Annotated in this window: 13 protein-coding genes; 12 read left to right on the plus strand and 1 reads right to left on the minus strand. The window is 73.3% G+C overall.

The window, feature by feature from the left end; translation table 11 throughout:
- The first annotated feature begins 233 nt into the window (after positions 1–233).
- From HT134_RS33240 to HT134_RS33290, 11 genes are all read left to right on the plus strand, one after another.
- Positions 234–2,042, plus strand: a complete 1,809-nt coding sequence (locus HT134_RS33240; RefSeq protein WP_312888642.1) for a complex I subunit 4 family protein — start codon at positions 234–236, stop codon at positions 2,040–2,042.
- Positions 2,039–3,886, plus strand: coding sequence for an NADH-quinone oxidoreductase subunit N (locus tag HT134_RS33245; protein WP_175604432.1), 1,848 nt, complete (start codon positions 2,039–2,041; stop codon positions 3,884–3,886). The genes HT134_RS33240 and HT134_RS33245 overlap by 4 nt, the downstream gene beginning before the upstream one ends.
- Positions 3,887–4,070: 184 nt before the next feature.
- Positions 4,071–5,309 carry a non-hydrolyzing UDP-N-acetylglucosamine 2-epimerase gene (wecB, locus tag HT134_RS33250; RefSeq protein ID WP_217708650.1) on the plus strand — a complete coding sequence of 413 codons (1,239 nt, stop codon included), beginning with the start codon at positions 4,071–4,073 and terminating at the stop codon, positions 5,307–5,309.
- Between the two features lie 32 nt (positions 5,310–5,341).
- Complete coding sequence (locus HT134_RS33255; RefSeq protein ID WP_175604433.1) at positions 5,342–7,219, plus strand: DUF2334 domain-containing protein; 1,878 nt, start codon at positions 5,342–5,344, stop codon at positions 7,217–7,219.
- Positions 7,220–7,279: 60 nt separating this feature from the next.
- Positions 7,280–7,438 (plus strand): hypothetical protein, encoded by a 159-nt coding sequence (locus HT134_RS33260; RefSeq protein ID WP_175604434.1) that lies wholly within the window; start codon positions 7,280–7,282, stop codon positions 7,436–7,438.
- A 31-nt stretch (positions 7,439–7,469) separates the two neighbouring features.
- Entirely contained in the window at positions 7,470–8,774 is a 1,305-nt protein-coding gene (locus HT134_RS33265; protein ID WP_175604435.1) for a glycosyltransferase family 2 protein, read from the plus strand.
- Positions 8,771–9,448, plus strand: coding sequence for a 3-keto-alpha-glucoside-1,2-lyase-like domain-containing protein (locus HT134_RS33270; RefSeq protein WP_175604436.1), 678 nt, complete (start codon positions 8,771–8,773; stop codon positions 9,446–9,448). The genes HT134_RS33265 and HT134_RS33270 overlap by 4 nt, the downstream gene beginning before the upstream one ends.
- 98 nt (positions 9,449–9,546) lie before the next feature.
- Positions 9,547–10,287 (plus strand): response regulator transcription factor, encoded by a 741-nt coding sequence (locus HT134_RS33275; RefSeq protein ID WP_175604437.1) that lies wholly within the window; start codon positions 9,547–9,549, stop codon positions 10,285–10,287.
- Positions 10,259–11,143 (plus strand): two-component system sensor histidine kinase NtrB, encoded by an 885-nt coding sequence (locus HT134_RS47250; RefSeq protein WP_217708651.1) that lies wholly within the window; start codon positions 10,259–10,261, stop codon positions 11,141–11,143. Before HT134_RS33275 ends, HT134_RS47250 begins: the two co-directional genes overlap by 29 nt.
- A 105-nt stretch (positions 11,144–11,248) precedes the next feature.
- Positions 11,249–12,100 (plus strand): zinc metalloprotease HtpX, encoded by an 852-nt coding sequence (gene htpX / locus HT134_RS33285; RefSeq protein ID WP_175604438.1) that lies wholly within the window; start codon positions 11,249–11,251, stop codon positions 12,098–12,100.
- Positions 12,101–12,137: 37 nt separating this feature from the next.
- Positions 12,138–13,625, plus strand: coding sequence for a bactofilin family protein (locus tag HT134_RS33290; protein WP_175604439.1), 1,488 nt, complete (start codon positions 12,138–12,140; stop codon positions 13,623–13,625).
- Here the strand turns inward: HT134_RS33290 and HT134_RS33295 are convergent.
- Positions 13,600–14,064 carry an NUDIX hydrolase gene (locus tag HT134_RS33295; RefSeq protein WP_175604545.1) on the minus strand — a complete coding sequence of 155 codons (465 nt, stop codon included), beginning with the start codon at positions 14,062–14,064 and terminating at the stop codon, positions 13,600–13,602. The genes HT134_RS33290 and HT134_RS33295 overlap by 26 nt on opposite strands.
- Before the next feature lie 105 nt (positions 14,065–14,169).
- On the opposite strand from HT134_RS33295, the gene HT134_RS33300 reads away from it, so the two are divergent.
- Complete coding sequence (locus HT134_RS33300; protein WP_175604440.1) at positions 14,170–14,643, plus strand: helix-turn-helix domain-containing protein; 474 nt, start codon at positions 14,170–14,172, stop codon at positions 14,641–14,643.
- Positions 14,644–14,802: the final 159 nt, after the last annotated feature.

Below are 14,802 nucleotides of genomic sequence, written 5' to 3' on the forward strand. Positions count from 1 at the left end.
CTGGTGTCGCTGGCTCCGGTGTTGCGGCGGTGGTGTTCGCATGTTGGGCGCGCTCCAGGTCGGCCCGTGTCGCGGGCTCGGGCGTTGCGGCGGTGGTGGTCGCATGATGGCCGGGCTGCAGGTCACATCGGGTGTGGCGGACTCCGTTGTGGCGGCGGTGGTGTTCGCATGATGGGCGGGCTGCAGGTCGGACCTGGTGTGGCGGGCTCGGGCGTTGCGGCGGTGGTGTTCGCATGATGGGCTGGCTTCCGGTCACGTTGCTCGCGGTGCCGCTGCTCGGCGCGCTGCTCCTGCTCGTCGCCCCCGCCGCGCTCCGCCCCGCCCTGCCGCTCTACGGGCAGGCGGTCTCGGGGCTCGCGCTGGCGTTGGCCGTGGTGATGGTGGCGGTGTTCGACTACGGGCGGTCGGCGGCACCGCAGTACACCGTCGACCTGCCGTGGATCCCCGGGCTCGGCCTGCGCTTCCATCTCGGCGTCGACGGGATCTCGTTGCCGCTGGTCGCGCTGACGGCGCTGCTGACGTTCCTCTGCTTCCTGTACCTCGGCTGGGGCCGGGGGCGGGGGCCCGGACGGCTCATGGGGACGCGGCCGAGAGCGCTGGTGTTCACGCTTCTGGTGCTCGAAGTCGGCATGGTCGGCACGTTCCTGGCGCTCGACCTGCTGCTGTTCTTCGTGTTCTTCGAGATCGTGCTCATCCCCATGTACTTCCTGATCGCGGTGTGGGGAGGCAAGGGCCGTCGCGGGGCGGCGACCAAGTTCATCCTCTACACCCTGCTCGGCTCCGTGGTGATGCTGGTCGGTCTGCTGTTCATCTGGTCGCAGACCGACACGCTGGACATCGTCGCCCTCGCCCGCGCGCACGGCGCGGGCATGTCGCGCGGCGCGCAGATCGTCGCGTTCGCGGCGGTGGGGCTCGGCCTCGCGGTCAAGACGCCGATGTGGCCGCTGCACACCTGGCTCCCCGACGCCCACACCGAGGCGCCGACGGCCGGCTCCGTCCTGCTGGCCGGCGTGCTGCTGAAGATGGGCACGTACGGCTTCGCCCGGATCGCCATCCCGATCCTGCCGGAGGGCGCGGTGGCCGCGGCTCCCTGGCTGGGGGCGCTGGCCGTGGTCGGCGTCGTGTACGGCGCCCTGGCCTGCCTCGCCCAGCGCGACCTCAAGCGCATGATCGCCTACTCGTCGGTGGGCCACATGGGGTTCGTGCTGCTGGGCTTCGCGACGCTGACGACGGTGGGCGTCAACGGGGCCCTGTTCGCCAACGTCGCCCACGGGCTGATCACCGGCCTGCTGTTCTTCCTCGCGGGGTCGATCAAGGACCGGTACGGCACAGCCGACATGCCGTCCCTGGGCGGCGGGATGCTGGCGACGCTTCCGCACCTGGGGGCGGTGCTGACGTTCGCGTCGATCGCGTCGCTGGGCCTGCCGGGGCTGGCCGGGTTCTGGGGCGAGATGCTGGCCCTGCTGGGGGCGTTCCGGCCGGGGGACGGGCTGCCGAGGGGGCTGTTCCTGACGTACATGGTGATCGGCGGGCTGGGCGCGGTGCTGACGGCGGCGTACTTCCTCGTCATGCTCTCGCGTGTCACCCACGGCCGGCCCTCCCGACCAGGTCCGGCCCTGGTGGGCGCGGGAGCGACGGTGGGGGCCGCCGGTGGTCCTGGGGAGAGCACAGGCGGGTCGGTGGGTGGTCCTGGGGAGAGCACGGGCGGGTCGGTGGGTGGTCCGGGGGAGAGCACGCGCGGGCCGGCGGGAGATGCGGGCGGGCCGGCGGGAGGTGCGGGCGGGCCCGAGGAGAGAGCCGGTGGGGAGATCGCCGCGATGGGCGACGACCCGCGGGCCGAGGGGACTGCCGGGTCCGGTGGTCATGAGCCCGGTGGTCATGAGCCCGGTGCGGGCGGTGGGCCGCCGCGCGACATCCAGCCGTACGAGATGGTCGCCTGGGTGCCGCTGATCGTCCTGATCCTGCTCTTCGGGCTCTGGCCCGGGTTGCTGCTGTCGCTCACGACGCCGGCCGTGCAGACGCTCCTGGGAGCCCTGTCATGACCCAGCAGATCGACTACTTCGTCATCGCGCCACCGCTCGTGCTGGCGCTCGTGGCCGGGCTCGTGCTGCTCCTCGACGCCTTCCTGCCCGCCGGTCCGAGGGTCAGGACGGGGCTGGGCCTGACGGCGATCGGGGGCGTGGTCGTGGCCCTCGGCTTCGTCGTGGCCCAGTCCGTACGGCTCGGGCAGGCGGGGCAGGACGGCCGCGGCCCGGCCACGTTCTGCGTACCCGGCAACCTGACCCAGGCCGCCGGAGGGGCAGGCCCCGTCGGCGCGTGGCAGTCCGGTGAGGCGTCGCAGCAGGCCGCGGCTCTGTGCTCGTTCGTGGCCGACCGGTTCACGCTGGTCTTCGCCGGGTTGGTGCTGGTCGCGGCGTTGGTCGTCGTGCTGATGTCGATGTCGGAGCTGGCGGCTGGAGGCATACCAGCCGGTGAGTGGTACTTCCTCCTGCTCTGCGCCATCGCCGGCGCCGTGACGCTCCCCGCGTCGCGCGACCTGATCATGCTGGTGGTCGCGCTGGAGCTGGTGTCGCTCCCCGTCTTCGCGTTGACGGCGCTGAAACGGTACGACGGGCGGGCCTCGGAGGCCGCGGTCAAGCTGTTCGTCGTCTCGGTCGTGTCGACGGCGATCATGCTGTTCGGTGTGTCGCTGTTGTACGGCATCGGCGGCACGGTCCACCTCTCGCGGCTGGCGGAGATCTTCAGCGGTGCGGTGCCCGCGCCGGGTGCGGCGGGGGCGTCCTCCGCGGAGGCGCTGGCGGCGTCCCCGGCGTCCGGCGTCATCACGGTGGGCGTCGTGCTGGTGCTGGCCGGGTTCGCGTTCAAGGTCGCCGCGGTGCCCTTCCACGCCTGGGCGCCCGACGTCTACCAGGGCGCTCCGGTGCCGGTCGCCGCGCTGCTGTCCGTGATCTCGAAGGCGGCGGGGTTCGCGGGGCTGATCCTGCTGCTCACCACCGCGCTCTCCGGACAGTCCGTGACGTGGACGCCCGTCGTCGCCGTCATCGCCGCGCTCACCATGACGGTGGGCAACCTGCTGGCCCTCCGCCAGCGCTCCGCCGTACGCCTGCTGGCCTGGTCGTCGGTCGCCCAGTCCGGGTACATCCTGACCCCGCTCGCGGTCGCCGCCCAGGCCGCCGAGAGAGTCGCCGCGGCCGGTTCGCCCGGTTCGTCAGGTTCATGGGGCCACTCGGGTTCCTGGGTGGGCGCGGCGGGTCATGTGTCCGCGGTGGCGGGTGTGCCAGGGGCCGAGGGGGTCGGTTCGACGCCGGGGGCTGAGGTGTTGGCGGCGACCGGTGTGCCGGGGGCCGGAGGGTTCGCGTCGGCGAGTGGGCGGGGAGCCGAGGTGCTGGCGTCGGTGGGTGCGCCGGGGGGTGAGGTGCTGGTGAGCGGGCCGGTCGGGGCGTCCCTGGCCTACCTCGTCATCTACGCCGCCATGAACCTCGGCGCGTTCGCCGTCGTCATGCTCGTGTCCCGGACGTCCGCGCGCAACGAACTGGACGACTATCGCGGCCTCGCCTACCGCAGCCCGGTGGCGGGCCTGTCGCTGGCGTTCTGCCTCGTCTGCCTGGCGGGTCTGCCGCCCGGCCTGGCCGGGCTGTTCGCCAAGGTGGTGGTCTTCCGCGAGATCGTCAACGGCGGGGCGGGCTGGCTGGCGGTGGTCATGGCGGTCAACACGGTGATCGGCCTCTACTACTACGTGGCCTGGACCGCCCGCGTCCTGACCCCGGCGCCGTCGGTGATCGGCCGGCGCGCGTTCCCCGCCACCTGGGTGGCCGTCGGGTTGGCGGTCGCGATCACGGTGGTGTTCTCGGTGGCGCCCCAGCTGGTGTTCGACCTGACTTCGTAGCCCGCTTCAGAACGGTTCCGCGTCTCCGGCCACGTCTCGCCGCCTCCCTTGGGTCCGCTCCGGTCCGCCGGCCTCCCGGACCTGGGGTGTTGTCCTGGTGAATTGAGGCAGCGCTGAGGTCGTCTTGAGGATTGCTGAACGTTCTGGTGCGAGATGTCGTTCTATGTGCTCCTCAACAAGGCTCATGGGCACCGGCCGTGCGGCGCCGGGCGTGCGTCGCGTCATGGTCGTCTACGGCACGCGGCCGGAGGCGATCAAGGTGGCGCCCCTGGTCATCGGACTCGCCGAAACAGAGCTCTTCGAGCCGGTCGTCGTCGTGACAGGGCAGCACCGCGAGATGCTCGACCAGGTCCACGAGACGTTCGGCATCGAACCGGACGTCGATCTCGGGATCATGCGGCAGGGACAGACCCTCGCCGAGTTGACGAGCCGGGCGGTGTCCGGGCTGGACGGTCTGGTGGCCGCGTGCCGTCCCGACGCGGTCGTCGTGCAGGGGGACACCACGACCACGCTGGCCGGAGCGCTCGCGGCCTTCTACCACCAGGTGCCGGTCGTGCACCTGGAGGCCGGGCTGCGCAGCGGCGACCTGTTCTCGCCGTTCCCCGAGGAGGCGAATCGCACCCTGACGAGCCGGATCACCACCCTCCACCTGGCGCCGACGTCCGACAGCGCGGACAACCTCCTGCGTGAGGGCGTCCCCGCCGAGTCGGTCGTCGTCACCGGGAACACGGTGGTCGACGCGCTCCTGAGGAGCACCCGCACGGGGCACGGATACAGGGAACCGAGGCTGGCCGGGCTCGATGACGACGGCCGGCGCGTCATCGTGGTCACCGCGCATCGCCGAGAGTCCTGGGGACACCGGATGGAGGGCATCGCCCGGGCGCTGGCACGGCTGGCGGCGGCCGGGAGGCGGGACGTGCGCCTCGTCTTCCCCCTGCATCCGAACCCGGAGCTGAGGCGCACTCTGCTCCCGCGCCTCGGCCGGCATCCGAACGTCACCCTCACCGAGCCGCTGCACTACGGCGACTTCGCCCGCCTGCTGCGCCGCTCGTACCTCGTGCTCACCGACAGCGGCGGGATCCAGGAGGAGGCGCCGAGCCTCGACAAGCCGGTGCTCGTGATGCGCGACACCACGGAACGTCCCGAGGCGATCCGCACCGGCGCCGCACGGCTGGTCGGGACCGAGGAGGACGGCATCGTGGCCGGTGTCAGCATGCTGCTCCACTCGCCCGAGGAGTACCGGCGCATGGCGCGGGCGCGCAACCCCTACGGCGACGGGCGGGCCACCGAGCGGGTGCTGGCGGCGCTGGCCCACCTCTTCGGCCTCGGTCCGCGGCCCGTCCCGTTCGGCGTGCTGCCCGAGCAGCACGATCGGACCGAGACCGCGGCGGCCCGGCGCCCGCGAAGGGTGGCGGCTCGATGAGCGGTCCCGAGCGTGCGACGGGTGGTGGCTCGATGAGCGGCCCCGAGCGTGCGAACGGTGGTGGCTCGAAGAGCGGCCCCGAGCGTGTGGAGCAGGGTCGGGCGATGGGCGGCCACGGCGGGCGTACGGACGGGCCGCGGCGGCACACCGGCCTCAGATGGCTGGCGGCGCTGCTCCTGAGCGGCCTCGTCGTGTCCGGCGCCAGCCTGGGGATCTTCTCCGGCAAGGAGCCGGCGACCCTGCCCGCACCCCGTACGTGGCCGAAGTGCAGCACGAGCGGCCCCGACGCGCCCGGCGCGCAGTACACGGGCCCGGCGGCAGCGGCCGCGCGCGCCCGCGCGGAGGAGACCACCGGACACCGACCCGGCAAGGGCGGGAGAGACGCGACCGCGACGCTGATCGCCGTGGACGACGCCGACGGCCCCGCCGCGTTCCAGGTGTACGCCACTCGCGCCGCCAACCTGGTCTCCCACTTCGGCCCGGTACGGGTGATCCGGACGAGCGCCTACCGGGCCGGCATGCTGGGCAGGCACCGCGCCCTGGTGTACGTGGGCATGTCGAGCGTCCAGCGGCTTCCGTCGGCCCTGCGCCACGACGTGCTCGCCGGTCAGGGGCCCGTCCTCTGGCTGGGCGGCAACATCGGCACGCTCACCACCTCGGATCGCTTCGCCCAGCGGTACGGCTGGCGGTGGGGCGGCTCGGGCCTGGCGCCGCGCCGGGTTCCGCGCCAGGGCCCCGAAGCCCGGCCGCCGCTCCCGCAGTCCGGACGGGTACGCGCCGCGGAGCAGGGCCTGGCGGGCGTCAGCGGCGTCCGGTACAAGGGAGTGCTGCTGAGCCGCGACCCCGACCAGGGCCCGATCGGCACGTTCGCGGGACTCGACCCCCGCAGGGCGCGCGTGCTGGCCACGGCGGTCACCACGGACGGCCGGACGCGTCCCTGGGCCGTCAGGTCCGGCAACCTCACCTACGTCGCCGAGGCCGCGGTGAACGTCGACGAGGACGACGACCGCTTCCTGGCCGTGTCCGACCTGCTGTTCGACCTGCTCGCCCCGGGCACGCCGGTCCGTCACCGCGCGCTGGTCCGCCTGGAGGACCTCGGGCCGCAGGCCGATCCAGAGGCCGTCCGCGCGGCGGGCGAGACGCTGTACCGGCTGGGCGTCCCGTTCAGCTTCGGCGTCATCCCGGTCTACCGCGGCCCGCTGCCGGACGGCCCGAAGCGGGCCACCATCCGCCTGCGCGACCGCCCGGAGCTGGTGCGGTCCCTGGTCTACCTGCTGGATCACGGCGGCACGATGGTCCTGCACGGCTACACCCACCAGTCGGACGGCCCGCCCAACCCGACCAACGGGGAGACCGGCCAGGACTTCGAGTTCTTCCGCACGCACTTCGACGCCCAGCAGCGGCTCATCTACGACGGGACGATCCACGGCGACTCGTCCGCCTGGATGGAGCACCGCCTCGACCTGGCGACGGCCGAGGTGCGCGCGGCTGGCCTGCCGGAGCCGCGCGTCTTCGAGGTGCCTCACTACGCCGCCTCGCCGGCCGACTACCGCGTCATCGCGCGCAGGTTCGCCGCCCGCTACGACCGCGGCTCCTACTTCACCCCGGGCTGGCAGCGCCACGCGCCGGTGTCGCCGTACATGGACGAGCAGTTCGCCCCGTACGTGACCCGCGACGTCTACGGCAGCGTCGTCATCCCCGAGAGCCTGGGCCTGGTGGAGCTGCGCCCGACCGCGGACGACGACGGCACGCCCGCGACCATCCTGGAGCACGCCCGCGCGCAGCTTGTGGTGCGCGACAACGTCGCGGGCTTCTTCTACCACCCCTTCCTCGGCACCGACCGGCTGGAGCGCATCGTCGGCCGCATGCGGTCGATGGGATACCGCTTCGTGGCGCCCTGCCGGCTGTGAGGGAGAAGCCCTGTCAGTCATGAGGGACCTGTCAGTCATGAGGGAAGAGAGGTGACCGGCATGACAGAAGCCGCCTTGCTCCTCGCGCGGGCCGCGGACGTGGGGGCGACGGCGTTCCAGGTGGCCCGGCTCGCCCTGGCGGTCGCCGGGCTGCTGTTCGCGCTGTACGTCGTCGTCCTCGGCGCCCTCGCGCTGGCCGCCCAGCGGAGGCGCCGATGATCACCGTAACGGTCGCCCGGCGGAGGCTTCGATGATCAACGTGCTGATCCTGTGCGCGCTGTCGGCGGTGCTGCTGGTGTTCACGTACACGCTCGGGATGTACCTGGAGACGGCGGGCACCGTCGAGCGGCCCGCCGGCGACGGCGACGGCTTCTCCGTCGTCTTCCTGGTGCCCTGCCTGAACGAGGAGCGCGTCATCGCCGGCACGCTGCGCGGCCTGCCGTGCGGAACGGTCCTGGTCGTGGACGACGGCTCCGACGACGGCACGGCCGAGGTGGTCCGGCGGGTCGCCGGCCCGCGGGTCCGGCTGCTGCGGCGCGAGCCGCCGAACGCCCGCCAGGGCAAGGGACGCGCGCTCAACCACGCCCTGCGCCGCCTGGCGGAGGACCTGCCCGACGGCGACGCCGACCACGTCCTCGTCTGCCTGATGGACGCCGACGGCCGGCTCGACCCGGGCGGCCTGGACAAGGCGCTGCCGTACTTCGCCGATCCGCGGGTCGGCGCCGTCCAGATGGGCGTGCGGATCGGCAACCGGGCGCAGAGCCTCCTGGCGCGGATGCAGGACATGGAGTTCGTCGTCTACACCTGGATGTTCCAGCGCACCCGCACCGGCATCGGCTCGGCGGGGCTCGGCGGCAACGGCCAGATCATGCGGCTGAGCGCCCTGCTGGACCTGGGGGACGACCCCTGGTCGCCCAGCCTGACCGAGGACCTGGACCTGGGCGTGCGGATGGTGCTGGCCGGCTGGCGCACCGTCTGCGTGCCGGACGCGACCGTGAGCCAGCAGGGGCTCGTCAGCACGCGCGCCCTGGCGAGGCAGCGCTCACGCTGGTACCAGGGACATCTCCAGGCGCTGCGGCTCGTGCCCTCGGTGGTCGAGCGGGCGTCCGGCCGTAAGGCGATCGACCTGCTGAACGTGCTGCTCAGCCCGTTGCTGATCTTCGTGGGCGCCTTCATGACGCTCTCGCTGGTCGCGTCCCTGGTGGGCGTGGCGTTCTCGCCGCTGGCGCGCGAGCAGCTCGTCCAGCCGGTGCCGATCGCGTCGTGGTACGCGCTGACGTTCGGCGCGGCCTACCTGTTCGGGCCGCTGTACGCGCGCATCACCGGCGACATGGGGCGGCTGCGCGGGCTCGTCCACGGCCACCTGTTCATCGTGTACAACCTGATCTGGCTCGTGGCGGCCTGGCGGGGGCTGTGGCGGGCGGCGCGCGGCCGGCGGGTCTGGATGAAGACCGAACGGCTGGCCGAGCCGTCACCGGGGGCGGCACCGTCACCGTCACCGTCACGGGAACCGGAGCCGTCACGGCAGCCGGAGCCGTCGCGGGAGCACGCGTGAGAGCGCTCGCGGTCCCCGCGCTGGCGGCCGTCGCGCTGCTCGCCCACCCGGCGGTCCCCGCCGGGCCCGCCCCGTGCGCCCCATGGCCGGAGGGGACCGTCCGGGCGGGGCTGCTGCTGTCGTACGACGGGTACGGCAGGGCGTGCACGTACCAGGCGGGCGGCCGAGGCGTGTGGCAGCTCTCGCCGCGGCCCGCGCGAAGCCCGGCCGAGACGCACGCCGCGCTGGCCCTGACCACCGGCCGCTACGCGGACGTCCGGATCCGCGTCCGGGCCAGGACCCTGCACCAGCTACGGCGGCCCACGCCCAACGCCTGGGAGGTCGCCTGGGTCGTGTGGCACTACACGGACGACGACCACTTCTACTACCTCGTGCCCAAACCGAACGGCTGGGAGCTCGGCAAGGTCACCCCCGGCTACCCGGGCAACCAGCGGTACCTCGCCACGGGCACCCGGTCGTACGCGCTCGGCGTGTGGCACACGATCGAGGTCCAGCAGGTGGGCGACACGATCACGGCCGCGGTCGACGGCCGCCGGCTGGTGCGCTTCCGCGACCGCGAACGGCCCTATCAGGGCGGCCACATCGGGCTTTACGACGAGGACGCGACGACCTGCTTCACCGATCTGCGCGTCGCATCTGCCGGGAAGCGGTTTCACGGCGCCCAGCGGCGGTAAGTGACGCCTGACGGGGGAGGGATCGCCAGGGTCACGGTCGTGCGACCGCGCCGCCACCGCGCTCGCTGGCGATCGGTGGCTGACAGAGGTGATGCGTCGTGGAACGGCCGGAGGCGCTGGTCATCGAGGACACCGCGGAGGTGCGGTGGCTGTTGTGCGAGGTCCTGCGGATGGCCGGATTCGAGGTGTCGGAGGCGAACACCGGAGCCGAGGGGCTGGAACTGGTCGCTCGGAGGCGGCCCGACCTGGTGACGCTCGACCTCATGCTGCCGGACATGGACGGCATCGAGGTGTGCCGGCGGCTGCGGGGCATGACGAGCGCGTACGTGATCATGGTGTCGGGCCGGGCGGACGAGGAGGACCGGCTCATCGGCCTGGAGGTGGGCGCCGACGACTACCTGACCAAGCCGTTCTCGCCGCGGGAGCTGCGGGCGCGCGTCGCGGCGATGTTCCGGCGGCCGCGCCGCGATTCGGAGAGCGCCTTCCGAAAACGGGCGGGGGTCCACGAGTTCGGTGACCTGGTCGTGGACGAGGAGAGCCGCGAGGTGCACCTGGCGGGGCGGCCCGTGTCGCTGACCCGCATCGAGTTCGACCTGCTGGTGCTGTTCGCCTCCAGTCCGAGGCGGGTATGGCCTCGCGAGACGCTGACCCGGGCGATCTGGCACACCGACTGGCCGGGCAACGCCCACGTGATAGACGTCCACATCGCCAACCTGCGGCGCAAGCTCGGCGACGACGCCCGGTCCGGTCGCTGGGTGCGCACGGTGCACGGTGTGGGCTACAGGTTCGGAGACGGAGGGGACATGCACGATGGTCCCGATTCACGTTCTGCTGTGTAGGGCCGACGACGGCGAGGCGCGGTCTCGCCTGTGCGGGGAGGGTGAGGGCCGCGAGGCGCGGCTTCGTCTGGGCGCGGGAGGTGACGGCGAGGCGCGAAGGGACGCGCTGCGGCTGCTGCGCGAGGCCGGCCTGGACGTCGGCGGGTTCGCCCACGACCTCGGCAACCTCCTCGGGGTGATCCTGGGCCACGCCGAGCTGGCCCTCGACGCGCTGCCCGAGGACGCTCCCGGCCGCGCCGACGTCGAGCGGATCCGCCAGGCGGCCGAACGCGGCGAAGCCCTGGCCCGGCGGCTCCTGGCCCCCGGCCGCGCGCACGGCCCAGGGCGGACCGACCGGACCGACCCGACCGACCGGACCGACCCGACCGACGGCACCGACCGGACCGACCGGACCGACCGTACTGACCGGACCGACCGGACCGATCTGAACGCGGTCGTCGAGGAGACGGCCGCCATGCTGCGCCCCGCGCTCGGCGGCGGCGTCGAGCTCGACACCCGGCTGTCCCCGGGGCTGCCCGCCGTCGGCATCGACCGGGCCGCGTTGGAGAACGCGCTGCTCAACGTGATGGTCAACGCGCTGGCCGCGATGCCCGACGGCGGACGGCTGACCATCGAGACGGCCCCGGCGGAGGGCGACGAGCGGGTCCGGCTGACCGTCCACGACACCGGCCACGGCATGCCGGCCGAGGTGGCGGAGCACGCCTTCGAGCCGTTCTTCACCACCAGGGAACGGGGCACCGGGCTCGGCCTGTGCAGCGCGCGCGGCGCGGTGGAGGACGCCGGCGGCCGGACCAGCCTGGCGTCCCGGCCGGGCCGCGGCACCAGCGTCCACATGCACCTGCCCCCGGCGCGCTGACCTGCGATCTCCGCGGGAGGCGGCGCCCGGCCGCGCGCGCCCGGGAACGATGGAGCCCGCCACAGTCGTTGGAGCAGGTGAACCCCCACCACGAAGGGAGGGACCTTGCACCACAACGGCCTGCGCACCGCCGTCCTGCTGGGCGGCATGTCGGCGCTGATCCTCACCGCGGGTGCGTGGCTGGGCGGCGGTACCGGCCTGCGGATCGCGTTCGTGCTGGCCGTGGTGAGCAACGCCGTCGCCTGGTTCTTCTCCGACCGCATCGCCCTGTCCGCCATGCGGGCGCGGCCGGTCAGCGAGGTGGAGCACCCCGGCCTGTACCGCGTCGTCCGCGAGCTGTCCACGCAGGCCCGCCAGCCGATGCCGCGCCTGTACGTGTCGCCCACCGTGCAGCCGAACGCCTTCGCCACCGGCCGGAGCCCGCGCAGGGCGGCCGTCTGCGTGACGTACGGACTGACCCAGCTCCTGGACGAACGGGAGCTGCGCGGCGTGATCGGGCACGAGCTGTCGCACGTGTACAACCGCGACATCCTGCTCTCGTCGGTGGCCGGGGCGCTGGCCACGATGATCACCTGGCTCAGTTACGTGGCCGTCTTCTTCGGCGGCTCGGACGACGACGAGGGGCCGGGGTTCGTGGGCGCGCTGCTCATGATGGTGCTGGGGCCGGTGGCCGCGGGCATGGTGCAGGCGGCGATCTCCCGTACGCGGGAGTTCCAGGCGGACGAGTCCGGGGCCCGGCTCACCGGCGACCCGCTGGCGCTCGCCTCCGCCCTGCGCAAGATCGAGATGGGCGCGCGCCGCCTGCCGCTGCCCGAGAACAGCCGCCTCACCTCGGCGTCCCACATGATGATCGCCAACCCGTTCAGCGGCTCGGGCTTCGGCCGGCTGTTCTCCACGCATCCGCCCACGTCCGAGCGCGTCGCCCGGCTGGAGCGCATGGCGGGCTACCGCCGCTGAGGCCTCCCGTACGGACCAGCAGGTGATAATCGTCCCCATGGCCCGATCCCCCCGGCTCAGCGAGGCCGAACGCAAGCTGTGGAACGCCTTTCCCACCGGGGAGACCGTGGAGCTCGCCCCGGTGGCGACCGGCCCCGGCACCACGGCGGGGCAGAAGGCCCCCAAGGACGGCGACACCTGGGGCCCTGACCGGACGATCCGCGCCGAGGTGATCGCGTCCCTGCTGCTGGGCGCCCGCGAGGCCGCGCCCGGCTCGGTGGCGGCCGTGCGGTTACGCGGGGCGCGGATCACCGGCTCCCTGTCCATCCTCGGCGGCCGGGTGGAGCACGAACTCGCGCTCGGCGGCTGCCATCTGGACGAACCCGTCCTCCTCACCGCCACCACGACCCGCACCGTCCGCCTCATCGACTGCGCGCTGCCCGGCTTCAGCGGCGGCGGCATGCGGGTGGCGGGCCACCTGAGCCTGTCCGGTTCGCACATCACCGGCACCGTCCGCCTGGCCCGTGCCGTGTTCGAGAGCGGGCTGTGGCTGGGCGGCGTCCGCCTGACCGCCGACGACGTGTGGGCCCTGTCGGCCGGCTCGATGGTCGTGGAGAGCGGAGCGACGTTCCGGGACGCCGACATCACCGGCGGCGTCCGCCTGGCCGGCAGCCGCGTGAACGGCGACCTCAACTTCGAGGGCGCGACCGTCCGCAACCCCGGCGGCCACGCGATCAGGGCCGACGACATGGTGGTCGAGGGCGCCGTCCACCTCACCCGCGGCTTCACGGCGGCGGGCTGCGTGCGGCTGCGCGGGGCGCGCGTGAGCGGCACGCTCTCCGTCAACGGCGTGCTGAGCAGCCCCGACACCCCGTACGCGCTGCACGCCAGCCACGCGGAGATCCGCGAGCTCTACCTCAAGCCGTCCACGCCCGTCGACGGCGTCGTCAACCTCACCTACGCCCGCGTCGGCACCCTGCAGGACGATCCCGCCACCTGGCCCGAGAAGCTGCGGCTCAACGGCCTGACGTACGACCGGCTGCGCGGCAGCGGCGTGGAGCGGCGCGTGGAGTGGGTCGCGCGCGACCCGGAGGGCTTCCGGCCGCAGCCGTACGAGCAGCTCGCCGCCTGGTACCTGCGCGACGGCAACGACGGGCTCGCCCGGCGCGCCCAGCTCGCCAAGCTCCGCGCCAGGCGCCGCACCCAGGGGCCGGGCCAGCGGGCGTGGGGGCGGCTGCTCGACGTCACGGTCGGCTACGGGTACCGTCCCTGGCTGGCGGGGGTCTGGTTCGCCCTGCTGCTGCTCGCCGGCACCGTCGCCTTCGGCCTCAACCCGCCGCGCCCCCTCAAGCCGGACGAGGCGCCGGTCTTCGACTCGTTCGCCTACAGCTTCGACCTGCTGCTGCCGCTGCCCACGTTCGGGCAGCGGGAGATGTTCGACCCGGCCGGATGGACGCAGGGGCTCGCGTACGGGCTGATCGTCGCCGGCTGGATCCTGGCGACGGCGCTGATCGCGGGCGCTACGCGGGTCCTCCGCCCCCAGTGATCCGCCGCAACAGACCGGCCAGCTCAGGGGGGTGGACGACCTCGTCCGTGGCCTCGAGCTCCTCGGCGCTCCACCACCGGTGCTCCACGGTGGTGGCCTTCTCGATCTCCTCCATGTCGTCGAACGAGACCTCGGCCGCGCCCACCCGTACCGCGAAGAACGTCTGGTCCTGGGTGATGGCGTACTGGGCGAAGGAGAACTCGACGGTGCTGGTGCCGTACGGGCCGGTGAACTCGCTCACCTCGGCGCTGATGCCGACCTCCTCGCGCAGCTCGCGCGCGGCGGCCTCCTGCAGCGTCTCGCCCTCCTCCAGCGCCCCGCCGATCGTGAACCAGAAGCGCTCGTCGGGGCGCGCGGGCTCGAACCCGTACAGCAGCAGAACCCGGCCCTGATCGTCGACGGGGAGGACCCGCGCGGTGAAGCGCCGGAGGGGAATCATCGTCACGCCGCCCGAGCCTACCGACCCGCCGATCGAGTCACCTGGTACGGAACCCTCTCCCGCCGGAACCTGGACCCGGGATCCGGCCGTCCGTACGTTCCAGCCATGGTGAGGGTGAAGGTGAGGGGGCACTGGCGGCGGCTCGGCGACGGCAGATCGGTGTGGGTCCGGCCGCACGTGCGCCGCGCGGTCGCGACGGGCGGCGGCCTCGGGCTGATCGCGATCATCGTGGTGGTCGTCGCCGTGGCGTTCCTGAGCGGGCTCGGCACGCCGGACGACCCGCTCACGTCACCTTCGCCCGAACCGCCTCAGGCGGCGGCGGCCGGCCCCGGGACCGCGCCGCCCCTGACCGGTCCCCGGGCCGCGCTGGCGGACACGCTGCGCCGTGCCCGCGAGGGAAAGAGCTTCACCGTCGAGGAGGCCGGCCGGCGAGCGGGGGTGGCCGCACCGGACCTCACCGGCTTCGAACGCGGCCTCAGCCTGCCCACGACGCAGGAGCTGGACGTTCTCGCCCGCGTGTACGGGCTGTCGCGAGGAGACTGGGAGAACCTGGTGATCCTGCGCTCCCAACTCGGCTGAGGACACCCTCGGCCGCCGGTGAGCCTGCCGGACCGGCCGGCCCGGGACGCAGGCAGCGATGCGGAACGACCACAAGAACTGCGTGCGCCCCGGCCCGCCGCGCTCGACCTCCGCCTACCGGCGGAACCACCAGCAGGACCGCCGGTAGAACTACCGGTA

It is taken from the genome of Nonomuraea rhodomycinica (genome assembly GCF_013363995.1).
Taxonomy (GTDB): Bacteria; Actinomycetota; Actinomycetes; order Streptosporangiales; family Streptosporangiaceae; genus Nonomuraea; species Nonomuraea rhodomycinica.